This window comes from Streptomyces sp. NPDC003077, from assembly GCF_040611095.1.
Lineage (GTDB): Bacteria > Actinomycetota > Actinomycetes > Streptomycetales > Streptomycetaceae > Streptomyces.
Window position 1 is genome coordinate 202,599 of record NZ_JBEXNM010000002.1, and the last position, 23,002, is coordinate 225,600.

Sequence of the window (23,002 nt, forward strand, 5' to 3'; positions counted from 1 at the left end):
CCTTCCCTCCCCAGCCCCCTGCCTCCCCTCCGCGGATCCTCCCCGCCCAGGCGCCTCGCCCTCTCCCAGGGCCTCGCCCCGGCTGGCACCGCGTCCTCGTCCCGGCCCGCACCGTCCCCGTCCAGACGCCATGCCCGTCGGTTTTACGGCCGTAAAACCGACGGACATGGCGCACTCTTCCGTCGTAAAAAAGGTCAAACCGCGCCCACGCCAGACGCAAGTGGAAGTGACTCAGGAAGACCGGGACGCGCGCCGCCTGTCGCGTCGGGTAAGAGAGGCGTGCCGAGGCCCACGCTGCCGATGGTGACTTTCTCGGCTGGTGTACCGGCGTGGTGGTGTCCCGCCCAGGGGGCGCCCGTTGTTCACTCCCGCCCGTCATCGGGCGCGGGGGCGCCGGTGGAGGTGGGGTGGCTGGCACTGCCGCGGTGAGTGCGTACCGCAGCCGGGAGCGCAGGTCGGGGAGGATTTTCGGTCCGGGCTGCTTCACCCACTGATCCATGGCGGAGTGGGTGTGGAACGTGGTGACGAGGAGGTCCCGGGCCGGGCGCGGGCGCAGATCTTCCGGATCGGTCAGGCCGGGCCTGGTGTGGAGCGTGCGCCGGGTTTCGTCGCTGAGGCGATCGCGGAAGCCGAGGTGGAGCGCGACGATCGAGGGTGAGGTCTCGGCGAGTTGCCGGCCGGTGGTGGCCCGTTCCGCCCGGCCTGGTGCTGTCCTCGTGGATGACGCGACCTCCAGTGCGCCGGAGAAGCGGGCTGCCCCCGCGCCCCCGGTCCGCTCTCAGCTCACGCCTGGTTCCCCTTGGGCTTGCCCGGTTGTCCGGGGTGGCCGTGCGGGGGCGGGTGGATCGGTTCCGCGGAAGTGCTCGGCGAGACCGGAGAGGAACTCCGCGAGGGCTGCGACCCCGCGGGCCTGGGCTCGGAACCACCTGGAGACGGCGTACCACCCCGTTCCAACTGACCGAGCCGTGCGGTCAGGAGCTGGACCACGGCGGCTCGGTCGGCGTGTGCCCGCTCGTGCCGGAGCAGTTCTTCCAGTTCCCCGGAGGTCAGGGACCGAATGCGGTGCTCCAACTCGCCGACCGGCAGTTCGTCGAAGTCGGCGAGCGGAAGACCGCCTGTCTGAGGGTCGCTCATCCTCATCCTCCTGGACGGGTGGGAGATCGAATCCTGGACGCGTGGAAGATCGAACGTCCACCGGGGGTACCCCCCGCCGCACGGGACAAACGTACGGACGTGCGATGAGGGGATCGGAGGGGGAGGCAAGCGTGTCGGCCCATAGCGATCTGTGACGGTGCGCATCGGGCGGGACACGGCAGCGCATCTGCTCGTCCGCAGGCCATGCGAGCCGTCCGATAGCGGGCACAGCCGTTTGTTGCCGCCTGCCCAGCTCAGCGACCACGCTCGGCTGCTCGGCTGCTCGGCTGCTCGGGTGCGGTGGTCGTGAGAGGACGGCGAGGTGGTGGGTGCGGGAGGGGCGAGTGCACCGGTCTGCCGTCTGCGCGGTTGACCTCAAGCGTGGTTGATGTCCCAGGCTGCTCCGCATGGACATGGATACGGCAATGGACAGGGATACGGCAGTTGTCGACGCGCGGACGCGCGAGGTGGAGACCGCGGCGATCAAGGAGTTGGTCGCCGTGCTCGAACACTCCCAGCAGAATGAACTGTGTGACGAGTTCGTCGGCCTGTTCCGGGCCGACGCGATCTGGACGACCGGTCACGGCAAACGCCTCATCGGCCGCGATGCGATCTCCGCGTTCACCCGGCAGGTGCTCCCGGGGGCGATGAAGGGGTCCACGGCCACGTACGAGGTCGTGCACGTGTTGTTCATCCGTCCCGATGTCGCCGCAGTCAAGGTGCGGCAGCGGTATCTGACGCTGGACGGGGAGCAGATCGGCAACGAGGGGAGTCCGTTGTACGTCATGGCCAAGGAGGACGGCCAGTGGCGCTTGGTCGCCTGCCAGAACACGGAGGTGGCGGAGGACTGACGGCGGCAGGGCGATGGCACACCGTGAGCTGATGCAGAGTGCGCTGGCGCAGGGTGCGCCGTTCCGCCCTACAGCCCGAGAGGCCGATGGGGCCTAAGACCCTTCGGCCCCTCGGCCCTATGGCTCTTCGGCCCCACGGACCGCAGTCGGCGAGATCAGTCGCGTTCGTTGAGTTCGTCGTGTCCGTCGCGGAGGAACGCCAGGATGGATTCGGTCTGGCCGAAGATCGAGTGTCCGACCTCGGGCAGGACGTTCACGGTCGCGTGCGGGACGCACTGGCGTATGCGCCGAGCCGTGCCCTGGGAGTCGAACATGGCGTCGCGGGCTCCGACCGTCACCATCATGGGCAGGGTCAGGCGGCTCAACACTTCGTCGGGGAATATGGGCAGCCGCTCCGTCCGCGGCCTGAACTGCTCGAAGGTCAGCATCACGTGGTCCAGGACGTCCGGCCCGTGCGCCGGGTCCAGGCCCGCGAGGCCCACTACGGAGCGGCGCATCCCCCAACGGCCGAAGGGGCGTAGGAGCAGGGCCTTGACCACTCCGCCCATCCGCTGTCTCCCGACTCCGCCGGGGCACAGCAGGGCCAGGCGCGTCACCCGCTCCGGTCGGCGGATGGCGTAGTCCAGTCCCACCCAGCCACCGAGAGACATCCCGACGACCGACGTGCTTTCGACTCCGAGGTCGTCCAGCACCTCGTCCAACCACAGCGCATAGGCGTCGGAGGCCAGGGGCGGGCGGGACGGCGCGCTCAGGCCCGGCTCGCCTATGAGGTCGAGGGCGTACGTGCGGAAGTGCTGTGCCCAGGAGGCGACGTCGCGCAGCCACATCGAGGTGTTCGACCCCGAACCGTGGAGTAACAGGACGGGCGGCGCGTCCTCGGGTCCTGAGACGACGACGAAGGTCTCCCCCTCGGGGGTCGGCACCCGTATGTGCTCGGCGGGGACCGGCCAGGCGTCCAGTCCCGCCTGGTAGCGCCGTCGCAGTTCCTTGGCGCCGACTTCCGATTTGTAGATCGTGTTCATGACGTGAGTACCCCCTCTATGTAGTCGAGCACTCGGGCGGTGGGGCCCAAGCCGCCCAGGACGATGACCTTGAGCCGGTTCCGCTCCGCGTCGTAGGCCGTTTCGATCCGCAACGGATCGTCGTCCGGGCGATGGTTGGTTGCCGAGCCCACCAGGAGGATGGTCAGGCGATCGGCCGTCTCGCGGCTGATCCCGTCGATCTCCACGATGCTCGACACCTCGCTGTGCTGCCGCACCTCGGCGTGCTGCCGTCGCCCGGCCGCCTCTTCCGAGGGCCCGGGCATGGGGCGGCCGGTGAACGCCTCCAGGTCCTCCTGCGCGATCCGGTACTGCTTGCCGATGCGGACGGCGGTGAGCCGCCCGTCGCGCACGTAGTTGCGGATGGTGCGTACGTGCAGCCCGAGGTGCTCGGCGACCTGTTCCACGGAGTAGAAGCGATCACTCATGAAAGTACCTTAACCTTCCCTGTGGGGGATGGTCGATTGGGTATTTTGGGGAAAGTGAGGAGCGGTGGGGAAGGGTAGGGAGCGATGGGGGGTGGTGGGGGTGGTGGGGCGTCGAGGGGCGTCGAGGGTTGGCTGGCTGCGGGATTGACGCGGGAGTGGATGAGGGCAGGGGAGCGGGCGGCGGTTGATGCGGGGCGCCCGTGCGGTCCTTCCGTGGCGTGCGGCGATCGCCTTCGGGCGGCCCTCGGACCGTAAGACGGCCTTGGACCATAAGACGGCCCTTGGACCGTAAGCGCCGCTGACAGCGGGCAGGGCTGGCAGAGGCGGTGCCGGTTACGACTCGCCTGCGTCGTGGACCAAGAGGGCGATCTGTACCCGGTTGTTGAGGCCCAGCTTCGTCAGGACGCGGGAGACGTGGGTCTTGACCGTGGGGACGGAGAGATACAGCTCCGCCGCGATCTCCGCGTTCGCCTTGCCCTGGCCCACGGCGACGGCGACCTGCCGTTCGCGTTCGCCGAGTACCGCCAGCCGTTCGCGGGCGCGGGCGGCCCGCGCGTCCTGACCCGCGCCGCCCGAGACCTGGGCGATGAGCTGCTGCGTCACGGCGGGGGACAGGACCGGTTCGCCGGCCGCGACCTTCCGTACGGCGGTGACGAACTCCCGTGGCGGCGTGTCCTTCAGGACGAATCCGGCCGCGCCCGCCCGCAGGGCACGCAGCACGTGTTCGTCGGTGTTGAAGGTGGTCAGCACGACGACCTCGGGCGCGTCCGGACTGCGGCGCAGCTCCTCGGTGGCGGCGAGCCCGTCCATGCCCGGCATCCGGATGTCCATGAGGACGACATCGGGGGAGTGCGCGGCGACCAGGGGGCGCACCTCGGTGCCGTCGGCGGCCTCGGCGACCACGTCGATGTCCGGCGCGCCGCCGAGCATCAGGCGCAGACCGGCCCGTACGAGCGGATCGTCGTCGACGATGAGCACGCGGATCGGGTCGGGAGCGTTCATCGGCGGGGTGACCTCACGGTGGGGAGCGGGTGACGGGAACGGCGGGGGCTTGGGTGGGCGAGGCCCGGGTGGCCGGTGGCTGTTCGTGGCCGGTGGTTATTCGTGGTCCGCGGGCCAGGGTAGCCAGGCCGTCAGCCGGAAGTCGGTGCCGGAGCGGCCGTGCTCCAGCCGTCCGCCGGCCAGCGTGGCCCGTTCGGTGAGGCCGATCAGTCCTTGCCCTGCGCCGGGGATGTCCGGTGGGGTCGGGCGACCGGTGGCCGGGGGCTCGGTGCCGGGGTGCGCCCGTCCCGCTTGCGGGCCGTCCGGCGACGGATCGCCTTGCGGGCTGTCCGGCGACGGATCGCGCGTCTCCGAGGGCAGGCCGCGCGCCTTCGACGAAAGGCCGCGCGTCTCCGACGAAAGGCCGCGCGTCTCCGGCAAAGGCTTACGGGCCTCTGGCGAACGGGCGGGCGCCTCCGGCAAAGGGTTGCGCACCTCCGGCGAGAGACCGGCCGCCGTCCCCGGCAAAGGGTTGCGTACCTCCACGTCCAGACCGTGCCCCGGGCCGCCGGTGATCGTGACGCGCACCGGGGCGTCGGGGGAGTGCTTGCGGGCGTTGGTCAGTCCCTCCTGGACGATGCGGTATGCCGTACGGCCCACGTCCTCGGGTGCCGTGATCTGTGCGGGAGGCTCGTAGTGGATCCGCATCCCGGCCGTTCGCGACTCCTCGACGAGCCGGGACACGTCCCGGAGCGTCGGCTGCGGGCGCCCGTCGTCGACCGGTGCGCGCAGGACGCCGATGATCTCGCGCAGGTCCTGGAGCGCCTGGTGCGCGCTGTCGCGGATCACGCCGGCCGCGCGCTCGATCTCGGCCGCCGGGGCCGACGGATTGAACTCCAGCGCGCCCGCGTGGACGCTCAGCAGCGACAACCGGTGCGCGAGCACGTCGTGCATCTCCCGTGCGATCTCCTCGCGGGCCCGCCGCTGGGCGCGTTCCGCGCGCAGCGCCGCCTCGGCCTCCGCCCGCTCGGCCCGCTCCCGCAGTGAGGCGATCAACTGGTGGTGGGCGCGCCGGAACAGTCCCCAGCCGACGGCCCCCGCGAGCAGGGCGAAGTACGTGATCGCCGGGCCGGCGCGGCTCTCCTCGTACTCCGGCACCTGGTAGAGGAAGACCGGCAGCGGGGCGAAGGCGACCGCGGCGACCCAGGCCGTGTGGCGCCATGGGCGCGTGGCGGCGACCGTGAAGACGGCGACCAGTGCCGGACCGGTCAGGTAGTGCGCCTGGCTGCCGCCCACCAGCAGGACGACGGCCAGCGGGACCGGCCACCGCCGACGCAGGAACACCGCCGCGCACGCGAGCCCGCCCGCCAGTTGGTCGGCGAGCTGCCACCCCGGGCTGAGCTCGTTCGCGACCGGCAGGGACTGGGAGCTGATCGCGGCGAAGGACGCCGCGAAGAGGAAGAGGCCGATGTCGGCGGCCCAATCGCGGGGAGTTCGGTGGATACGGTGAAGGCGGCGCGTACGCATAATCGACGAATCTACGGTCAGGCCGCCGGGGCGAGGGGCCTGGGAACGCCCGGCACCTGCTTCGGGGACTTCGCGAGCGGCATGTCGATACTTTGGGATGACCGCCGGCCCGTGTTCCGGCTACTTCGGTCGTGCGATCGGCTGCCGGTGGCCGATGTGGGGCGGGGTCGGCGACTTCTAGCGTCGAAGTATGAAATCTCCTGTTCGGGGCCTGCTCGGGCTCGTCAGTTTCATCCTCGTCGTCGGAGGGATCGGTGGCCTGCTGGGGGAGTGGGTCGGTTGGTTCCACCTCTTCGGGTTCATGCGGTATCTGGTCGTGGAGGGCTACGAGGTCTACAGCTACGCCGTCATGATCGTCCTCGGCATAGCGGTGGGCATGGCGAGTGAGGCTGGGCGGCGTGGGGGTGCGGGGAAGTAGGGATGTGGGGGCGGGGTACGGCTTCCGTGGGTTTTACGGCCGTAAAACCCATGGGCGCCACAACCGGGGCGGGTCGCCGCCACAGCCGACTCGTCCGGGGCGTCGGCCGTGGCCCGGTCCGGCCCGTACCTGCGCTCGTCGGCCGTGGCCCGGTCCGGTCTGCACCCGCACCTGCGTCTGCACCTGCGCCCGTCGGCCCTGGCCCGTCCCGGTCTGCCCCCGCACCCGCACCCGCGCCCATCAGTCCCGACAGGACAGGAGCAGGACACGGCAGGTCTGTCCCGTCCCGTCCCGTCCGGATCCGGCTCGCGTCCGCCGGTGGCCGGTGGCCGGGCGTCCGGGTGGTCGGGCGTCCGGGAGTGCTTACGCCTTGGGGAAGCTGAAGCCGTAACCCTGTGATCGCAGCCAGGGCAGGAGCTGTTCCAGAGCTTCGACGGTCTGGGCGCGATTGCCACCGCCGTCGTGCACGAGAATGGTCGGGCCTTTGGGAAGCTGGTTCTTTATCGCGCGCACGATGGTGTCGGTGCCGGGCCGTCGGTAATCGTCGGGATCGACGTTCCAGCCGAGGTTGCGCATGCTTTCGGATGCGGCGATCTGCCGGCTCTGCGGGGTGAAGGCGCCGCCCGGGGCACGGTAATACCAGACCTTGGCACCGCCCGACGCCTCGTCCAGCATCCGTTTCGCCTCCAGGATTTCCTTCCGCTGATAGGCGAGGGGCTTTTTGTCCATGGCGGTGTCATGGCTGATGGAATGGTCACACAGTCGGTGGCCGGCGGCTACCACCTTCTTCACGAGGTCCGGATGCGCCGCGGCATTCGGGCCGATCATGCAGAACACCGCCTTGGCGTGGTACTTCTCCAGAATTTCCAGGACCTTGGGCGTCCAGCGCGGGTCGGGTCCGTCGTCGATGGTCAGATTGACGTTCTTGCCGCCGTCTGCGGATTCCCGGACGATCGCCATGTCGACCTTGGGCGGAGGCAGGGACGGGTCGGTCACAGTGGAGGCCCCGGCGGTCTTGCCCGTGGCGGCCGGTTCCGCGTGGCTCTCGCTGATCGCCGAGAGCGCCGCCGTGGCGGTCAGGGCGATGCCCGCAGCCGCGAGCACGGCCGTCGTCCGCCGCCCGGTCCGTGTGCTCGCGGTGGTCCGTGCCGCTTTCCCGGCCGCCCGCGCCGCCCTGCGGACCGCGTCGCGGGCCGGGTGGGTGAGGTTGCGGGCGTTCCGGGCGGCTTTCGCGTTGTTCTCGTTGTTTTCTTCGTCCACGTCGTTTTCTTCGTCCACGTCGTGCTCGTCGTGATTCATGCTTCGACGCAAACACGTGCCGGATGCGCGGAGAGCCGCCGTCATCGATTCATCACACGACGCGAAACACCACGTCATAGAGCTCGCGCAGCATGGTCAAGGAGCGCTTCCGCCATAGGCTTCCGGCCGGAAGCCCTGCCCGTTATGCCCTGCCCGCGAAATCCCGACAGCGAAGCCCCGACCGCGCGAAGCCTTGACCGTAAAGCCTGCCCGTTACGCCCTGCCCGCGAAGACCCGACCGCGAAGCCTCGACCGTGAAGCGCTGCCCGTGTCCGAGGAATGGCGCCGCTCGGAAAACCGGAGACGAACACAGCCTCATGTCACGAGTTCTGCTGATCGAAGACGATCCCGCCGTACAGAAAGGGGTCGCGCTCGCGCTGCGCCGCCGTGGCCATGAAGTGGAAATCGCCGGAAGCGGCGAGACCGGCCTGCTGTCCTTGGAACGGGCACGCCCCGATCTCGTCCTGCTCGACCTGATGCTTCCCGGAATGAGCGGACTGGAGGTGTGCCGGCGTATCCGCGAATCCCAACAGGTTCCGATCATCATCCTTTCGGCGCGCGGCGACGATATCGACATGGTCGTCGGCCTGGAGGCCGGAGCGGACGACTACATCGTCAAACCGGCCGGGGGAGAAGTGCTGGAGGCCCGTATGCGGGCGGTGCTGCGGCGCGTCGTCGGGCCGGAGACCCCGCCCGACAGCCACCGGCAGTCCGATGGACGGGAAACCCACGGCGCGCTCACCGTCGACCGGGCCGGTCTGATGGTCGCCAAGAACGGTCGGGAACTCGTCCTGGCCCCTTCCGAACTGAAACTCCTGCTCTTCCTGAGCAGCGCCCCCGGCCAGGTCTTCAGCCGCCAGCAACTTCTGGAACAGGTCTGGGAGCACAGCTTCTACGGCGACGCCCGCCTGGTCGACGCGTGCGTGATGCGGCTGCGCGCCAAGGTCGAGGACGACTCGCGCCGTCCCGTCTACATCCAGACGGTGCGCGGCTTCGGCTACCGCTTCGGCCCGGTCCCGGCGGCGACGTCGCCAGCAGCGGGGGCGACGCCGCCTGGCGCGGGTGGGCCTGGCGCGGGTGGACCTGGAGCCGGTGGGCCGGGAGAGGGGTCCCCCGAGGCGGGCCCGTCAGGGGCAGGGAGTCCCGAGGCGAGTGCGTCCGGCCCCACACCCCCCACCTCCCCCGCATGATCCCCCCACCGCGCCGCCGCCTCCGGCTTCCCTCCGGGCCGCTCTTTCCCCGTGGCCTGCGGGCCCGTCTGATCGTCGCCTTCCTGGTCGTGTCGGCGTTCAGCGCCCTGATCACCGCCGCACTCACCTTCCGCCAGGCCCGCGAGGGGATTCTCGACCGTACGCAGAACACCGCCGTGCACGACCTGCGCGCCCAGGTCGGCTCGCTCGCCCCCGACCTGCCTTTCCCGCCCACCACCCAGGACCTGCGGGACTTCGTCCGGCAACTGGACCAGGCCGGTGGTTCGCGCGAGTGGCGCACCGCCGCCGCCTACCGCGACGGCCCCTTCGTGACCTCGCCTCATCCGCGGGACGGCACCCCCCGCCCCCGCCTCGACGCGCTGCGCGCGGCCGTCACCGAACAGAACGCCACCGTCTACCAGCGCACCGAACACGACGGAGCCCCCCGGCTCACCATCGGCATGCCCGTCACCTACGCGAGCGAGGGCACCGCCCGCGACACCGGCTCCTCCCCATCCGCCACCCCAGCCCACTCCGCCACCGCCTCCGGGCTCACCGTCTACGCCGAGGTGTCGCTGCGGGAGGACGCGGCCGACATCTCCGCCCTGGTCACCGCCGCCGAGGCCGGTGCCATCCCCGCGCTCGCACTCGCCGTCGTCCCGGCGCTGCTGGCCGCCCGCCGGCTGCTCCGGCCCGTACGGAATCTGCGGACGGCCGCGGAACGGATCACCTCCGGCGCGCTCGACACCCGCCTGACCGTCACCGGTCACGACGAACTGGCCGACCTGACCCGCACGTTCAACTCCATGGCCACCTCCCTGGAGGAGAACGACACCGAGTTGCGACGGCTGGAGGCCAACGCGCGCCGCTTCGCCGCCGATGTCTCGCACGAACTGCGCACGCCGCTCGCCGCCATGTCCGCCGTCACGGAAGTGCTCGACGAGGACGCCCACGCCGGCACCCTGCCCCCCGACACCGCCGATGCCGTCCTGCTCATCAGCGACGAGACCCGCAAACTCTCCCGGATGGTCGAGGACCTCATGGAGATCTCCCGTTTCGACGCGGGCGCCGCCGCCCTGCACCCCGATGACGTCGATCTGCGTACCGCCGTCCACAAGACCTTGCAATTGCGTGGCTGGGACAGCCCGGACCAGGTGGTCACCGAGGTGCCGTCCGGTCTCCGCGTGCGCGTCGACCCGCGGAGGATGGACGTCGTCCTCGCCAACCTGGTCGGCAACGCCTTGCGCCACGGCGGCGCACCGGTCCGTGTTCGGGCCCGGACCACCGCCCGGGAAGGCGCGGAGGGTGACGGGCCCGGGGCGGACGAAGGCGGCGCGCGCGGGGTGGGCAGGCCAGCCGAACGCGGGGCCGCCGAGCCCGGGGTGCGCGGGGCCGCCGAGCCCGGCGGGGAACTCGTCATCGAGGTCCGTGACCAGGGGCCCGGCATCCCCGAGGACGTCCTGCCCCGCGTCTTCGACCGCTTCTACAAGGCCGACGCCGCCCGGGCCCGCTCCGAAGGCAGCGGCCTCGGCCTGGCCATCGCCCGCGAGAACGTCCGGCTCCACCGCGGCACCCTCACCGCCGAGAACGCCCCGCACGGCGGCGCCGTCTTCACCATCCGCCTGCCGCTCGACCAGCGCCGACCGGACGAGGAGCAGCGATGAACGCACCGTCAGCCCGGCCTCGCGGAACGGTCCGAGGGGGAACGGTCCGACCGGGAACGGTCCGGCAGGGAGCGCCCCACCGGGGAACGCTCCGACAGAGAATGCCCCACCGGGGAACGCTCCAACGTGACCCGGCCCGCCCGACGGTCCTCGCCCACCCAGCCCGCCCGACGAACCCCTTCCACCCAGCTGGCCTCCTCCTCCTGCTGCTCGTCCTCATCGGGGCGACGGCGGGATGCGGCATCGGCGGCACCGGCCTGATCCGGGCCGGCGGCCCCGCCTCCGGCATCCAGGAGCCGGGTGCGCGGGCGCACTCCGCGCGGCTGTATCTCGTCGGCCCGTACGGTGTGCGCGCCGTCTCCCGTCCCGTCGACCGCGCCCTCACCCCGCAGCAGGCGCTAGACCTCCTCATGGAGGGCCCCACCGAGACGGAGCGCGAACGCGGCCTGATCAGCGAGGTTCCGCCCATGAGGGGCCAACTCGTCGCCACCGCCGGTACGGGGCGGGTCGATGTGTACGTGCCGATGCGGATCAGCGAGATCGAGGTCGTGGCGGTCAGCCAGCTCGCCTGCACCGCCGCCCATGCCGACGTACCCGGCGGCAGGCCCCCCACGGCGGTCGACATCCGCTTCCACGAGAACGGCGTCGGCCCCGGCACCCCCTGGACCGTCCGCTGCAACGCCTCCGGCAATGTGTCTCCCGCCAGGTGAGGGGACCGCTCGCGGCGAGGTGCCGATCGATCGGATGCCTCCGGGCGACCGTCCGCCCCCGATCGATCGGATGCCTCCGGGCAACTACCCGCACCGATCGATCAGGTACTTACGGAAAACCATCCGCACCCGATCCCTCAGGCACAACTACCGAGCCCCCGCGCCCGAGCCCCGATCCTCACCCCTCCAACCGCGTCTCCCGGAACGTCTCCACCGTCGCCGGCGGCGGCGCGTCCTCGGGTTTGGGGTGGGGGTGGCCGGCGGCGAGGACGTAGAGGGGGGTCTGGCCGGTGTTGTCGAGTGTGCAGCGGGCGGCCAGGCGGCTGTCGTTGAAGGCGCCGGTCTGGGCGGGCCCGAGGCCGAGGGCGGTGGCGGTGAGGGCGAACGTCTGGCCCAGGTGCCCGGCGTTGAGCAGGGACACGCGATAGCAGCGCGGCGTGGGGTACTTCACACTCATCCGCTCCAGCCGGGCGGCGAGGAGGACGAGGAACGCGGCGCCGCCGCCCCAGGACTGGTCGGCGCACAGGTTGGCGGCCTCCTCAGGCGTGAACCCCTCGGTGAGGAGTTCCAGGGAGTGCTGGAGGCCGTTGTAGTGGTACCAACCGGGGTCGACGCCGTTGACGTTCAGGGCGCCCACGTAGACGTCGAGTTCCTGGCGGGCACCTCCGGAGGGACTCGTACGGCGGAAGAGTCCGCCCCGGCCGCAGTCGATGAAGTCCACCGGGCCGAAGACCGTGGAGAGCAGGGTGGCCAGGGTCTCCAGGGAGACGGGCTCACGGGTGAAGTCGCGGACGGTACGGCGGTCGTAGAGGACCTGTGCGTAGGGGGCGTTCAGGTCGAGGGGACGGCGGGGGAGGGGGAGCCGCGGGGCGTCGGGGTAGCTGGTGAAGAGGGCCGGGAGTTCGTCGGTGTCCAGCTTCAGGGCCTCGCCGGTGTTGATCTCCTCCGGCTTCTCCTCGTACACGTCCTGCGTGGCGTAGTGGAGGAAGGACGCCTCGGGGGACCAACTGCCCCAGTGCCGGGCGATGTCCTCGTCCCGCCGGGCCTCCTGGCTGTCCTCGGCCAGCAGCGCGCCACTGTCGGAGAGGGCGAGCACCGCTTCGTCGACGGTGTCGGGGGTGAGGTGGTCGAGGGTCTTGGCCGCCTCGGCGGGCGTCATCCAGTCGTCGAACGCGGCCAGGATCTCCGCCGCCGCCGGGTGGAGCGAGGTCGGGGTGCCGTGAGGATAGGGGTGGACGACGAAGAGGCCGTCGTGCCAGTAACAGGTCAGGGAGCGGGAACGGCGCAGGCGCATGGGGGACTCCAGCGGGTCCGGAGAGGGAGGAAGGAGCGGACGGGGGAGGGGGGACGGGAGAGGAGCGGGACGGAGGAGGAGTGAGGCGCGGCGGAGGAGGAGTGAGGCGCGGCGGGCGAGGTGGGGCCGGGGCTCGGCCAGGGCCCCGGCCCCACCGTTGGGATCAGGCGCTGTGGTAGCGCCACAGGTAGCGCTGCCCGCCTGTGCTCGGCCGGTCGGCCCGGAGAGCCGTCTGTGCCTGCATCGAGATCTTCCGCATGAGTTGTCACCTCCTCCCGATGTGCGCGTGGTGATGACGTGCCCCACCATCACCGCGCACCAAAAGACCGCATACAAGAGGTTCAGCACCAAACCACTCCATCAGTGACATGCGCGTCGTTAGCGGACTTGCCCGCGTAAAAGTGAGCGCCACCTTGCATACGGACGCACCGGGGCGGGCGTGCCGCGCGGGAGGTCGCACGGGTCGCCGCGGCGGCGTGGAAGGCGCCGTTTGCGTGACGGGTGGGGCGAGAGCCGCGTTCCTTGGCGGCTTCCCTCGGCATGAATGTGACGCGGCACACAACGGTCCGCCTTGACCTTCACACTAATGCGAAGGTTCGAGCATGCATCTCAGGAAAACGCAGCACACCGCAGTCCCGAGGTGGGAACGATGGACAACCAGCTTTTCGACTACAGCCCGATCGTCGACCGCGCGCCCATCCAGTGGCCGGGCGGCGCCCGCATCGCCTTCTACGTGGGCCTGAACGTCGAGCACTACCAGGTCGACCGCCCCTCGACGAGCATCTTCCCGGGCACCGCGGGACTGGCGCCGGACCCGCTGAACTACGGCTGGCGCGACTACGGCCCCCGGGTCGGCATCTGGCGGCTGATCGACAGCCTCGACCGGCACGGGATGCGCGCGAGCGTGATGCTCAACTCCGACGTCGGCGACCGCTACCCGCAGATCATCCAGGCCGGCCGGGACCGGGACTGGGCCTGGATCGCGCACGGCAAGAACAACTCGATCTTCCAGGCCGACATGACGCCCGACGAGGAGCGCGCCTACCTGGAGGACGTCATCGCCACCATCGAGCGGACCACCGGCCACCGCCCGCGCGGCTGGCTCGGCCCGGCGCTCACCGAGACCTTCCGGACCCCGGAACTGCTCGCCGAACTCGGCCTGAGCTACGTCCTGGACTGGGCCAACGACGACCAGCCGTACCCGCTGAACGTGCCCGGGATGCTGAGCGTCCCGTATTCCATCGAGGTCAACGACATCAGCCTGTTCGTGGGCAAGAGCCTCAGCGGCCCGGACTTCGTCCAGATCGTCAAGGACCAACTCGACCAGCTCTACGCGGAGTCGGAGCACAGCGGCCGGGTGATGTCGCTCGTCCTGCACCCGTTCGTCATCAACCAGCCCTTCCGGCACAAGTACCTGGACCAGGCGCTGGAATACGTCGCGAACCACCCCGGGGTCTGGCTGACGACCAGCGACGAGATCGCGGAGCACTACGCGCGGGAGATGGGGACGGAGGTGGAGACGGAGACGGAGGCGGAGGCGGCTGCGGACCGGTAACGGGGCAACGGGTGACGCGCAGGCGGAACGGGTGCCGTCAGCGATGGCCCAGCACGTTGACCACCCGCCCGTTGGGGTCGCGGACGAAGAACCGCCGGACGCCCCACTCCTCGTCCCGCAAGGCGTGGACGATCTCCGCACCGCTGTCCCGCATGGCCGCGTAGGCCGCGTCCACGTCGTCCACTTCGATACTCATATCGGGCGTGACCGGGGCGGTCTTGTCGCCGGACATGAAGCTGATCTGCGCCGCCGGGCCGGACGGGGAGGCGAGCGTCATGATCCAGCCGTGGTTCATGACCTCCTCGAAGCCCAGCAGGCCGTAGAACTCCCGGCTCTCCTGCGCGGCCCCGGTCTGGATGTTGGGCACCACACGACGAACGGCCATCGACGACTCCCGGGGAAACGAATCTGCCTCAGTGATCTTTGCTGCAAGTGCTGCTACGGCACAGCCACCCTCGCCTACGCCTGGGCTGTGAGCGGCAGGTGGTACTCCACGGCCCGCCGCTCGGTCGGCGAGAAGCCGCAGGCGGTCAGCGCCGCGTGGAACGTGTCGTCGTGCGGGTCGGTGGGGGTCTGGGCCGTCCGTACCCCGGGATGTTCGGCGGACACCTTGCCCACCACCGCGGCGGTCAGCTCCGTGAGCTCGGCGGTGGTGCCTTCCTGTTCGCGGTTGTGCGTGAGGATCGCCGTACGGTCGTCGACCTCCACGTCGAACAGGGCGTCGTCGAGGCCGAGCCGGAAGGCGGTGCCATCCGGGGCGGGCAGTTCCGACACCGCGGGCCCGGCGGCGGGCAGGTGCGCGGCGGGCAGGTCGCGCCGCCACCAGCGGTACACCTCGTCGCCCTGGCGGGCACCCAGTTCCGCCACGGCCTGCGGCTCCGTCCCGTCGGTCTCCGCGACCCACCGCAGTACGGTGCCGCCGGCCTCGCGCGCGACCCGTGCCGCCGCCCGCATCAGTGGTGCCAGGGTCTCGCCGGTGCCCTCCGGCAGTGCGACGAACCTGAGATCCGGGTCCTCGGCCCCCAGGTCGATCAGGGCGACGGAGCCGGTGACCGACTCGCCGTCGCGCTCCATGGCGACCGCGACCGTGCGGTCGTCGGGCCAATGGTCGGGAGCCGCGTCGCGGGTGTGGTGAAGCTCAATGGAGGGGGGCATGGAGTGATCCTCTCACGAATACGAACGCATATTCGATAAACCGGAGGCGTGAGCCGTCGGCATGGCCCCCTACAGATCATCTCTTCTCCGACCGGTGTCTGATCAGTGGCGATAGGGTGCGCCACCGTGACCGAAACAGACTTCCTCCATGCCACCCGTGCCGGATATGACGCCATAGCCGACGACTACGCCGAGTGGACCCGCGACGAACTGGAGACCAAACCGCTGGAGCGGGCGATACTCGCCGCCTTCACCGAAACGGTGCGGGCGTCCGAGGCCGGGCCGGTCGCCGACGTGGGGTGCGGCACCGGTCGTGTCACGGCGCACCTGCACGGACTGGGGCTGTCCGTGTTCGGCGTCGATCTGTCGCCGGGGATGATCGCGGCGGCCCGGAAGCGGCACCCGGGTCTGCGGTTCGACGTCGGCTCGATGCTGGCTCTGGACCTGCCGGACGAGTCCCTCGGTGGCCTCATGGCCTGGTACTCGATCATCCACGTCCCGGTGGAACGGCTGCCGGAGGTCTTCGCCGAGTTCCGCCGGGTGCTCGTCCCCGGCGGCCATCTGCTGCTCGCGTTCCAGGCCGGTGACGGGGTCCTGCACCTGTCGGAGGCGCTCGGCCACACCGTCTCCCTCGACTTCCACCGGCGGCAGCCGGAACACATCGCCGAGTTGCTGGGCCAGGCCGGTTTCGACGTACGCGCCCGGACGCTGCGCGAGCCCGAGACGGAAGGCCCCTTCCCGGAGCGGACACAACAGGCTTTCCTGATGGCGCGCAAGCCGATGACGGATGCGTAGGGCGGGGACGGACGTGTAGGCCGGGGAGGACGAGCGCACAAGTCGGGAGCGGGGCTGGTGCGTGCTGGGGGTGGGTTCACGCCCGGCCGTCCCCGCCACCATCGCGCCCTCCCGCGCGCACGTCCCCCAGCGCGACGAAGACCGCCAGGAGAAGGACGGCGGCAGCGGCGACGAAGCCCGCCGGGTACCCCGCGTACTGGACGACGGTGCCGACGCAGAACCCGCTCAGCGCCAGCCCCGCGTCGAAGGCCAGGTTCCACTGCGCCCCGGCGACGGCGAAGCCGGGGCGCCCGGCGCGGTGCAGCATCAGGACGAGCGTGGCGTTCTGAAGGGCGCCGAAACCGAGGCCGAAGACCAGCATCAGCACGAGCAGGGCGGGGAGATGGCCGGTCACCGTGCCGCCGAGTGCGCCGATCGCGGTGATCAGGGCCGCGGGCGGCAGCAGCATCCGGTTCCCGAAGCGGTCGCCGAGCCGCCCGGACAGCCAGCGGCTGCCGGTGAGGGCGAGCTGGAAGACGAGCAGGGCCGCCGGGGACAGCCACACCGGCTCCCGGGGAGCGGCCGGCGGCAGGAAGGTCATCACCGTCCCGGCGGCCATGGTCCCCGCCGTGAGCAGGACGAACGGCCGCAGGAGCGCCGGCTGCCGCAGCCCGGTCAGGACGCGCGTCCGCCGTACGCGTCGCGGGCGGGGAGCGATGACGCCGAGGGCCGCCAGCAATCCGCAGGCGGGAGCCACCGCACCGGCGACGAACATCACCCGGTACCCGAACTCGTGGGTCAGCAAGACGCCGAAGGGCAAACCGATCGCGCCCCCGAGGCCGGTGGCCACGCCGTACCAGCCGGCTCCCCGGCTACGCCGGTCCTCCGGCGACAGCTCGGCCACGGCGGCGCTCCCGGCCACCACGAACACCCCGAACCCGGCCCCGCGCAACAGGGAACAGATGGCGACCACGACGGGATCGCCGGTGAGGACGAGCACCGGCACGGGCCCACCGAGCAGGGCCATGGCGACGACGAGCGCGGCTCGGTAGCCGATGCGCGCCAGGAGCCGGGGCACCACCGGCTGCACCGCGACGGTGGCGGACATCAGGAGGCCGGTGACGAGTCCCGCGGCGCGCTGACCACCGGCCTCGGCCGCGTACTCGGGCACCGTCGGCAGCAGCAAGTAGAAGCCCGCGAACCCGCTCCACGTGCACAGCAGCACGGCCGCCAAGGGCCGGGTGAACAGCGTCGGCGCCGTCTTGGCGCGCGGGGTGGTCCGGGAAGGAGGCGTGGGTGGGGTGTTCCGGGAAGGAGGCGTGCGCGGGGTGTTTCGGGAAGGAGGCGTGGGCGGGGTGGTCTGCGAAGGAGGCACAAGGCGATCCGATCAGCCCGGGAGGCGGGCGGACAGTGTCCAGCCGACCACCGATCGGGGCCGACGGTGTGCGTTTCTCCACCGCTCTCCAGCGCTCTCCACCGCTCTCCACCGCGGTTCCTGATCCCGCCCCGCCCCCTCCCGTTCCGTCCCGCCCCGGAAACATGTCCGGCGGGACGGACGTTGATTCAGTTCACCGTGGCCCCTGGTGGGCGAGGGCCGACCGAAGACCCGGAAACCCGATGGGCATGAGGGCATGAGGGCATGAGGGCCGACCGAAACCCCCGAAACTCGATGAGGTGTGACCGTGCTGCGCATCCGTGACCTGCTCGGCCGGCCGTCGCTGGGGCTGGAGGCGGTGGCCGGGACCGGCGATCTGGACGCGGAGGTCCGTTGGGCGCACGTCACGGAACTGCCCGAGCCCGAGGCGTACGTCCGGCAGGGCGAGCTGGTGCTCACCAACGGGCTGTGGCTGCCTCAGGCCGAACCCGCCGCGTTCGTGCGCTCGCTCGTCACGGCGGGGGCGATCGGCCTCGTCTTCGGCCTGCGGACCGCGCGGACGGAGATCCCGCCCGCACTCGTCGCGGCCTGTCGCACCGCCCGGTTCCCGCTGCTCCGGCTGCCGGTCGAGGTTCCGTTCGTCGCCGTCACCCACTTCGTCGCCACGGCCCAGGCGGATCGCCGTCAGCGGCAGCTCCTGGACGCGCTGCGCCGCAGCGACGCCCTGACCAACGCCATGTCGGCGGGGCGCGGCGCGCTCGGGGTGCTGGCGGCGCTGTCGGGGCCGGAAGGGGTTCCGGTGGCGTTGGTCGACGGCTGGGGCGCGGTCGTGCGGCAAGTGCGCTGGGAGCTCCCGGCGGCTGACGCGCGCCGGGTGGCCGAGAGGGCGTCGTCGGACGGAGCGGCCACCGCGAGGACCCGGGACCGTTCGACCAGTTCGATCAAACTGTCCGACGGGACGGAAGCCACCGTGTTCCCGATCCGGGAGCAGGGCGCGGGCGGCCCGGATCACGCCGTGCTCTACGGACGCAGGCCGGATCGCATCCAGCAGGCGGAGTGGGACGCGCTGGAACAAGCCGCCCGCCTGCTGACGGTCGAACTCGCCCACGAACGGGCCCTCTCCGCCCTCGAAATGCGATTCGCCGGGGAGGTCCTGGACATGATCCTCGGCGGCCCGCGTCGCGCGGAGGAACTGGCGCCGCGCCTGCGCTCCTTCGGCATCGACCCGGAAGGCCCGCTGGCCGTCCTCTCCCTCCTCACCGGCCCGCTCGAACACGCCACGGCCACACCCACGACCGTCACCCGCTTCTTCCTCGCGCGGGGACTCCCGTCGGTCGTACCGAGCGGTGACCGGGACCTGGTGGCCATCGTGGGTCTGCGGAAGAACGACGACGAGGACGACGAGGACGACGACGAGGACGACGTACGAGCCCTGGCCGAGGCCCTGGCCGAAGCCCTGGCCGAAGACCTCGCCGCGGCACTGGAACGGCCCCCGCGCGTACGACAAGGAGAACGGCCGGCGAAAGGACAACGGCCGGCGAAGGGAGAACGGCCGGCGAAGGGAGAACGCCCGGCGATCGGCATCGGCCGCATCGCTCACGGCCACCAGGAACTCCGCCGCGGCCTCCTCCAGGCCAGGGAAGCGGCGAAGACGGCGTGGCGGCGCCAGCACGGATCACGGGTGGTGTCCTTCACCGACGCCGGGTCGTACCGGCTGGCGCTGGACCTGCTCGACGCCGGCACCCGTCAGGACTTCGCCGAGGCCGTGCTGGGCCCGGTGCTGGCGTACGACCGGGCGCACGGCAGCGAACTGCTCCGGAGCCTGAGCGCCTTCCTGGACTCGGGGCTCGCCTGGGGAGCGGCAGCCGCGTCCCTGCACGTCCACGTCAACACGCTGCGCAAACGACTCGCCAGGCTCCAGCAGCTCACCGGCCGGGAACTCGGCCGCACCGAGGACGTGGTGGACCTCTTCCTCGCCGTACAGGCCCTCGGGGAGTATCCGAACGGAAAGGGGATCGGCGGTGTGCCGGTCGAGTCCTGACCTGGGCGAGGCGGGAGAAGCTCTCGCCGGAAGGGCGCCTCGGCGAGCGCGCCCGCACCGCCCGGCCCAGTTGGAGCGGTCGCACGTCCGCCACTTCGTACGAGGCTTGTGCCGGACTGTTGGACTGCCGGATTCTTGGACCGTCGAACTGTCCCGACACCATCCGTACACGGCAACGGGGTGCATGCGATGCCTCTTGAGGGCGAGTACGAGCCGAGTCCGGCGCAGTGGATCCGCGAACAGGTCGAGCTGTACGAGAGTTCGGGCGGCACCCAGGGCACCACGCTCTGGGACACGGGCCTGCCGGTCGTCATCGTCACGATGCGCGGCGCGAAGAGCGGCAAGATTCGCAAGATTCCGCTGATGCGCGTGGAACACGAGGGGCGGTACGCGGCGGTGGCCTCGAAGGCCGGCTTCCCGCGCCACCCGGAGTGGTACTTCAACCTCAAGGCCGACCCGCGGGTGGACCTCCAGGACGGCCCCGAACGCCGGGGCATGGTGGCCCGTGAGCTCACCGGGGACGAGAAGGCCCAGTGGTGGCGGCGCGCGGTCGCCGCGTATCCGCCGTACGCCGAGTACCAGGAGAAGACCGACCGCGTGATCCCGGTCTTCGTACTCGAACCCGAGCACCCGGCCGGGCCCCCGAAGACACCGGCACCGACGAGGAACTGAGCCTCGGACCTCACTCGCCCGGCCCGGCAAGACCCGGCAAGACCCGGCAAGACCCGGCAAGGCGTCGCGCGACCTCTTACCGACGCCGAACCGGAGCCCGACCCCGGGGCGTAACCATCCCGGTACCCATCCCCCACCGTGTTCAGCAGCGCCGGTTGTGCGTACCCGGCGTGTACCCGAAGGCCCGGCGGAAGACGTCGATGAACGCGCTGGTGGAGGCCCACCCGCAGCGGTGGGCGACCGTGGTCACCGGTACGTCGTCGGCCAGCAGGCGCAGGGCGTGGTACAGGCGGAGCTGTGTACGCCACTGGGGAAAGGTCATGCCCAGCTCCTGGCGGAAGAGGCGGCTGACGGTGCGCTCGCCGGCGCCCGCCGCGGACGCCAGGGCGGACAGGGAGCGCGGGTCCGCGGGGTCGCGGCGCAGGAAGTCGCAGACGGTGGCGAGGCGGGGGTCGGTGGGCGCCGGGAGCTGGACGGGTTGCTGGGGCGAGGCGCGCAGTTGGTCGAGGAGGACGGCGCGCAGGCGCAGCCGCTCGGGAGTCTCGTCGTGGGGGCCGCGGGTGTAGGCGAGGAACAGTTCGCGGAGCAGGGGGCTTACGGCGAGGACGGTGGGGGTGTCGAGGCCGAGGGGATTGGTGTCGGGCGGCAGGCCGAGCAGGTGCAGCGCGAGGTGGCCGTGGGCACGGTGGGCGTGGACGCAACCGGCGGGGACCCAGATGGCCCGGGTGCCGGGGGCGAACCAGGTCCCGGCGTCGGTGGTCACGGCCACGACCCCCGAACCCGCGTAAATGATCTGGTGGCCGTCGTGGCGGTGGGCGTCGATGCGCTCCCCGGGAGCCAGCGACTTGATGCTGGTGGGCGCTTCGGGCGTGTGGCGGATTTCCGACATACATTGGCACTTTATCGGAAGCACGCTGGACCACACGGTGACGACGATGAGTCGGTGCCAACGAACCAACCAACAAGCCAATCCACGAGCCAATCCGCGAACCAATTCACGAGCCAACCAACGAACCAGTCAACGGATCAGGCAACCGACGAGATAGCCGACCAGACAGCCGACCAGGCAACCAACCAGGCAACCGACCAACCACCACATCACCTCCCCCAACGCCGTACCCGGCGACCCATCACGCTGCTGTCCCTCGGGCACGCCTGTGTGGACATCTATCAGGGAGCGGTGGCGGCCCTGGTGCCGTTCTTCGTCTCCGAGCGCGCCTATACCTACGCCGCCGCCTCCGGCATCGTCCTGGCCGCGTCCCTCCTGTCGTCCGTCGTGCAGCCGCTGTTCGGGGCGCTGACCGACAGGTGGGCCATGCCGTGGCTGCTGCCGGTGAGCACGCTGCTCGGCGGGGCCGGGGTCGCGCTCGCCGGCGTCACCGATTCGTACGAGCTGACCTTGACGGTCGTGGCGGTGTCCGGGATCGGCGTCGCCGCCTACCACCCCGAATCCGCCCGCGTGGCACGTAAGGCGAGCCGCGGCAGCCATACGGCGATGGGCTGGTTCTCGCTCGGGGGCAATGTCGGTTTCGCCCTCGCGCCCCTGATGGTCGCCGCCGTGATCGCCACCGGCGGCCTGCACGCCTCGCCCCTGCTGATCGTCCCCGCCCTGGCCGGTGCGGCGCTGTGCGGGGCCGCACTGCGGGGGATCGAGGCCCCCGCGGAATCGGCGACCGCCCGCGCAGACCAAGCGGTGGGCCGGGACGACTGGGGCTCCTTCCTGAAGCTGTCGGGGGCCATCGTCTGCCGTTCGATCGTCTTCGTCGGTCTCAGCGCGTTCGTCTCGCTGTACGTGCCCGAGCGCACGGGCGGGGGAGAGGTCGCCGGTACGGCAGCGCTGTTCGTGCTCTACCTCGGGGGCGCTGTGGGCACCGTGGCCGGCGGAAAGCTCGCCGCCCGTTACGGCCGGGTCCCGGTCGTCCAGTGGTCCTACGCCTTGACGGTTCTCGCCGTGGCCGGGGTGGTCTTCGTCCCCGGACCGCTCCTGTACGGGTGCGTCGCCCTCACCTCGGCCGGCCTGTATGTGCCCTTCTCCCTGCACATCACCCTCGGCCAGGACTACCTGCCCCGGCGCGTGGGCACCGCGAGTGGCGTCACGTTGGGCCTGACCGTCAGCATCGGCGGCATCGCCAGCCCGCTCATCGGCGCCCTCGCGGACGCCACCTCACTGCGGACCGCCCTCGCGCCGCTGATCGTCCTGCCGGCCCTCGGGTGGCTCCTGCTGCGGACGCTGAAGGAGCCCGCGGCGCTCGAAACGGCCGGGGTGAGGCGCCGGCCGACCGTCGGTCGCCGTCGGGGAGCGGGCCGTTGGCCGACGATCGCTCTGCTGGCCAGGCGCCCGGTCGGAGCTGAGTGACCGGAGCTCCCGGCTTTCCCGTCCAGGCCCAGGCCAGGCCCAGTCCCAAACCCATGCCCAGGACGTGGCGGCGACTGGGTCCGCCTGCGCCTCCGTCTCCGAGTCCGGGCGGAGCAGGAACAGGCCAGGCGCCTGCGGGCTTGCCGCGATGCCGCGTTGCGGCGGACCTCCTTGTCGAACAACCGCTGTTGGACGAGGGGGTCGCGGTATCCGGAGGTGAGGCCGATGAGCTGCCCGTGGCCCCAGAGCGCCTCAGTGCGTGCGACGGTGAACGCCGCCCTGGCACCATCGGTGAGCCCGGTGAGATCCTCGGCGGGAAACCGGCACCCCAGCGCCCAGCGGCAGGCCAGTTCACGGGCGCGGCCGGGACGGCGGACGAACGCGACGGGCAGCAGAAGCACGGCGAGCACCACCGCGAGTACGGCGAACAGCCGGTCACGGGGCCGAGGCGGGATGACGTGTGGTTCGTTCCTGCCATCGGTCGGGTGGGTGTGTGGTTTGTTCCTGCCACTGGTCGGGTGGGTGTGTGGTTCGTTCC

21 protein-coding genes and 1 pseudogene are annotated in these 23,002 nt (G+C 71.1%); 11 read left to right on the forward strand and 11 right to left on the reverse strand.

Features of this window, described 5'->3' with window-relative positions; translation table 11 throughout:
* Positions 1–511 precede the first annotated feature (511 nt).
* Entirely contained in the window at positions 512–658 is a 147-nt protein-coding gene (locus ABZX96_RS02185; RefSeq protein WP_355536345.1) for a hypothetical protein, read from the forward strand.
* A 125-nt stretch (positions 659–783) separates the two neighbouring features.
* Here ABZX96_RS02185 and ABZX96_RS02190 read toward each other — a convergent pair whose 3' ends face one another.
* A complete protein-coding gene (locus ABZX96_RS02190) occupies positions 784–1,134 on the reverse strand; it encodes a hypothetical protein (protein ID WP_355536348.1) in 351 nt (116 codons plus the stop codon).
* Positions 1,135–1,559: 425 nt separating this feature from the next.
* Between ABZX96_RS02190 and ABZX96_RS02195 the strand changes: the two genes are divergently transcribed.
* On the forward strand, positions 1,560–1,985 hold the full coding sequence (locus ABZX96_RS02195; RefSeq protein WP_355536351.1) for an SgcJ/EcaC family oxidoreductase: 426 nt from the start codon (positions 1,560–1,562) through the stop codon (positions 1,983–1,985).
* Between the two features lie 155 nt (positions 1,986–2,140).
* Here ABZX96_RS02195 and ABZX96_RS02200 read toward each other — a convergent pair whose 3' ends face one another.
* From ABZX96_RS02200 to ABZX96_RS02215, 4 genes are all read right to left on the reverse strand, one after another.
* Positions 2,141–3,007, reverse strand: a complete 867-nt coding sequence (locus ABZX96_RS02200; protein ID WP_355536354.1) for an alpha/beta fold hydrolase — start codon at positions 3,005–3,007, stop codon at positions 2,141–2,143.
* Positions 3,004–3,453, reverse strand: a complete 450-nt coding sequence (locus ABZX96_RS02205) for a helix-turn-helix domain-containing protein (protein WP_355536357.1) — start codon at positions 3,451–3,453, stop codon at positions 3,004–3,006. The genes ABZX96_RS02200 and ABZX96_RS02205 overlap by 4 nt, the downstream gene beginning before the upstream one ends.
* Positions 3,454–3,786: 333 nt before the next feature.
* Positions 3,787–4,455, reverse strand: a complete 669-nt coding sequence (locus ABZX96_RS02210) for a response regulator transcription factor (protein ID WP_355536360.1) — start codon at positions 4,453–4,455, stop codon at positions 3,787–3,789.
* Positions 4,456–4,551: 96 nt separating this feature from the next.
* Positions 4,552–5,961, reverse strand: coding sequence for a histidine kinase (locus tag ABZX96_RS02215; protein WP_355536363.1), 1,410 nt, complete (start codon positions 5,959–5,961; stop codon positions 4,552–4,554).
* A 190-nt stretch (positions 5,962–6,151) separates the two neighbouring features.
* Between ABZX96_RS02215 and ABZX96_RS02220 the strand changes: the two genes are divergently transcribed.
* Positions 6,152–6,379: a hypothetical protein gene (locus ABZX96_RS02220; protein ID WP_355536366.1), complete on the forward strand. Its 228-nt coding sequence runs from the start codon at positions 6,152–6,154 to the stop codon at positions 6,377–6,379.
* A 363-nt stretch (positions 6,380–6,742) separates the two neighbouring features.
* Here ABZX96_RS02220 and ABZX96_RS02225 read toward each other — a convergent pair whose 3' ends face one another.
* On the reverse strand, positions 6,743–7,678 hold the full coding sequence (locus tag ABZX96_RS02225; protein ID WP_355536369.1) for a polysaccharide deacetylase family protein: 936 nt from the start codon (positions 7,676–7,678) through the stop codon (positions 6,743–6,745).
* Positions 7,679–7,995: 317 nt separating this feature from the next.
* Between ABZX96_RS02225 and ABZX96_RS02230 the strand changes: the two are divergent.
* The 3 genes and pseudogenes from ABZX96_RS02230 to ABZX96_RS02240 all read left to right on the forward strand — a co-directional run.
* Positions 7,996–8,694 (forward strand): annotated as a pseudogene (locus ABZX96_RS02230) (response regulator transcription factor); the annotation flags it as partial.
* Between the two features lie 170 nt (positions 8,695–8,864).
* Positions 8,865–10,532 carry a HAMP domain-containing sensor histidine kinase gene (locus tag ABZX96_RS02235; RefSeq protein WP_355536372.1) on the forward strand — a complete coding sequence of 556 codons (1,668 nt, stop codon included), beginning with the start codon at positions 8,865–8,867 and terminating at the stop codon, positions 10,530–10,532.
* A gap of 101 nt (positions 10,533–10,633) precedes the next feature.
* On the forward strand, positions 10,634–11,242 hold the full coding sequence (locus ABZX96_RS02240) for a hypothetical protein (RefSeq protein ID WP_355536375.1): 609 nt from the start codon (positions 10,634–10,636) through the stop codon (positions 11,240–11,242).
* 178 nt (positions 11,243–11,420) lie between these two features.
* Here the strand turns inward: ABZX96_RS02240 and ABZX96_RS02245 are convergent, their stop codons facing one another.
* Entirely contained in the window at positions 11,421–12,536 is a 1,116-nt protein-coding gene (locus tag ABZX96_RS02245) for a SagB/ThcOx family dehydrogenase (protein WP_355536378.1), read from the reverse strand.
* Between the two features lie 649 nt (positions 12,537–13,185).
* On the opposite strand from ABZX96_RS02245, the gene ABZX96_RS02250 reads away from it, so the two are divergent.
* Entirely contained in the window at positions 13,186–14,091 is a 906-nt protein-coding gene (locus ABZX96_RS02250; protein ID WP_355536381.1) for a polysaccharide deacetylase family protein, read from the forward strand.
* 37 nt (positions 14,092–14,128) lie between these two features.
* On the opposite strand, the gene ABZX96_RS02255 is transcribed toward ABZX96_RS02250, so the two are convergent.
* Both ABZX96_RS02255 and ABZX96_RS02260 read right to left on the reverse strand, forming a co-directional pair.
* Positions 14,129–14,476: a VOC family protein gene (locus ABZX96_RS02255; protein ID WP_355536384.1), complete on the reverse strand. Its 348-nt coding sequence runs from the start codon at positions 14,474–14,476 to the stop codon at positions 14,129–14,131.
* Between the two features lie 74 nt (positions 14,477–14,550).
* Positions 14,551–15,246 (reverse strand): hypothetical protein, encoded by a 696-nt coding sequence (locus ABZX96_RS02260; RefSeq protein ID WP_355536387.1) that lies wholly within the window; start codon positions 15,244–15,246, stop codon positions 14,551–14,553.
* A gap of 126 nt (positions 15,247–15,372) precedes the next feature.
* Between ABZX96_RS02260 and ABZX96_RS02265 the strand changes: the two genes are divergently transcribed.
* Positions 15,373–16,041 (forward strand): class I SAM-dependent methyltransferase, encoded by a 669-nt coding sequence (locus ABZX96_RS02265; protein WP_355536390.1) that lies wholly within the window; start codon positions 15,373–15,375, stop codon positions 16,039–16,041.
* A 76-nt stretch (positions 16,042–16,117) separates the two neighbouring features.
* Here the strand turns inward: ABZX96_RS02265 and ABZX96_RS02270 are convergent, their stop codons facing one another.
* The gene (locus ABZX96_RS02270; RefSeq protein ID WP_355536393.1) at positions 16,118–17,395 is read right to left on the reverse strand and encodes an MFS transporter; all 1,278 of its coding nucleotides are present in this window, start codon (positions 17,393–17,395) and stop codon (positions 16,118–16,120) included.
* A 307-nt stretch (positions 17,396–17,702) separates the two neighbouring features.
* On the opposite strand from ABZX96_RS02270, the gene ABZX96_RS02275 reads away from it, so the two are divergent.
* Positions 17,703–19,436: a PucR family transcriptional regulator ligand-binding domain-containing protein gene (locus ABZX96_RS02275; RefSeq protein ID WP_355536396.1), complete on the forward strand. Its 1,734-nt coding sequence runs from the start codon at positions 17,703–17,705 to the stop codon at positions 19,434–19,436.
* Between the two features lie 189 nt (positions 19,437–19,625).
* Positions 19,626–20,108: a nitroreductase family deazaflavin-dependent oxidoreductase gene (locus tag ABZX96_RS02280; protein ID WP_355536399.1), complete on the forward strand. Its 483-nt coding sequence runs from the start codon at positions 19,626–19,628 to the stop codon at positions 20,106–20,108.
* 142 nt (positions 20,109–20,250) lie between these two features.
* On the opposite strand, the gene ABZX96_RS02285 is transcribed toward ABZX96_RS02280, so the two are convergent.
* On the reverse strand, positions 20,251–20,997 hold the full coding sequence (locus ABZX96_RS02285; protein ID WP_355536402.1) for a helix-turn-helix transcriptional regulator: 747 nt from the start codon (positions 20,995–20,997) through the stop codon (positions 20,251–20,253).
* 240 nt (positions 20,998–21,237) lie between these two features.
* Here ABZX96_RS02285 and ABZX96_RS02290 point away from each other — a divergent pair, with 240 nt between their 5' ends.
* Complete coding sequence (locus ABZX96_RS02290) at positions 21,238–22,464, forward strand: MFS transporter (RefSeq protein ID WP_355536698.1); 1,227 nt, start codon at positions 21,238–21,240, stop codon at positions 22,462–22,464.
* The last annotated feature ends 538 nt before the right edge of the window (positions 22,465–23,002 follow it).

What these genes read in the sequence shown, in the direction of transcription:
- ABZX96_RS02190 (WP_355536348.1), bottom strand. Translation starts at nt 1,134, where the DNA reads ATGAGCGACCCTCAGACAGGCGGTCTTCCGCTCGCCGACTTCGACGAA.
- ABZX96_RS02195 (WP_355536351.1), top strand. Translation starts at nt 1,560, where the DNA reads ATGGACAGGGATACGGCAGTTGTCGACGCGCGGACGCGCGAGGTGGAG.
- ABZX96_RS02200 (WP_355536354.1), bottom strand. Translation starts at nt 3,007, where the DNA reads ATGAACACGATCTACAAATCGGAAGTCGGCGCCAAGGAACTGCGACGG.
- ABZX96_RS02205 (WP_355536357.1), bottom strand. Translation starts at nt 3,453, where the DNA reads ATGAGTGATCGCTTCTACTCCGTGGAACAGGTCGCCGAGCACCTCGGG.
- ABZX96_RS02210 (WP_355536360.1), bottom strand. Translation starts at nt 4,455, where the DNA reads ATGAACGCTCCCGACCCGATCCGCGTGCTCATCGTCGACGACGATCCG.
- ABZX96_RS02215 (WP_355536363.1), bottom strand. Translation starts at nt 5,961, where the DNA reads ATGCGTACGCGCCGCCTTCACCGTATCCACCGAACTCCCCGCGATTGG.
- ABZX96_RS02220 (WP_355536366.1), top strand. Translation starts at nt 6,152, where the DNA reads ATGAAATCTCCTGTTCGGGGCCTGCTCGGGCTCGTCAGTTTCATCCTC.
- ABZX96_RS02225 (WP_355536369.1), bottom strand. Translation starts at nt 7,678, where the DNA reads ATGAATCACGACGAGCACGACGTGGACGAAGAAAACGACGTGGACGAA.
- ABZX96_RS02235 (WP_355536372.1), top strand. Translation starts at nt 8,865, where the DNA reads ATGATCCCCCCACCGCGCCGCCGCCTCCGGCTTCCCTCCGGGCCGCTC.
- ABZX96_RS02240 (WP_355536375.1), top strand. Translation starts at nt 10,634, where the DNA reads ATGCCCCACCGGGGAACGCTCCAACGTGACCCGGCCCGCCCGACGGTC.
- ABZX96_RS02245 (WP_355536378.1), bottom strand. Translation starts at nt 12,536, where the DNA reads ATGCGCCTGCGCCGTTCCCGCTCCCTGACCTGTTACTGGCACGACGGC.
- ABZX96_RS02250 (WP_355536381.1), top strand. Translation starts at nt 13,186, where the DNA reads ATGGACAACCAGCTTTTCGACTACAGCCCGATCGTCGACCGCGCGCCC.
- ABZX96_RS02255 (WP_355536384.1), bottom strand. Translation starts at nt 14,476, where the DNA reads ATGGCCGTTCGTCGTGTGGTGCCCAACATCCAGACCGGGGCCGCGCAG.
- ABZX96_RS02260 (WP_355536387.1), bottom strand. Translation starts at nt 15,246, where the DNA reads ATGCCCCCCTCCATTGAGCTTCACCACACCCGCGACGCGGCTCCCGAC.
- ABZX96_RS02280 (WP_355536399.1), top strand. Translation starts at nt 19,626, where the DNA reads ATGCCTCTTGAGGGCGAGTACGAGCCGAGTCCGGCGCAGTGGATCCGC.
- ABZX96_RS02285 (WP_355536402.1), bottom strand. Translation starts at nt 20,997, where the DNA reads ATGTCGGAAATCCGCCACACGCCCGAAGCGCCCACCAGCATCAAGTCG.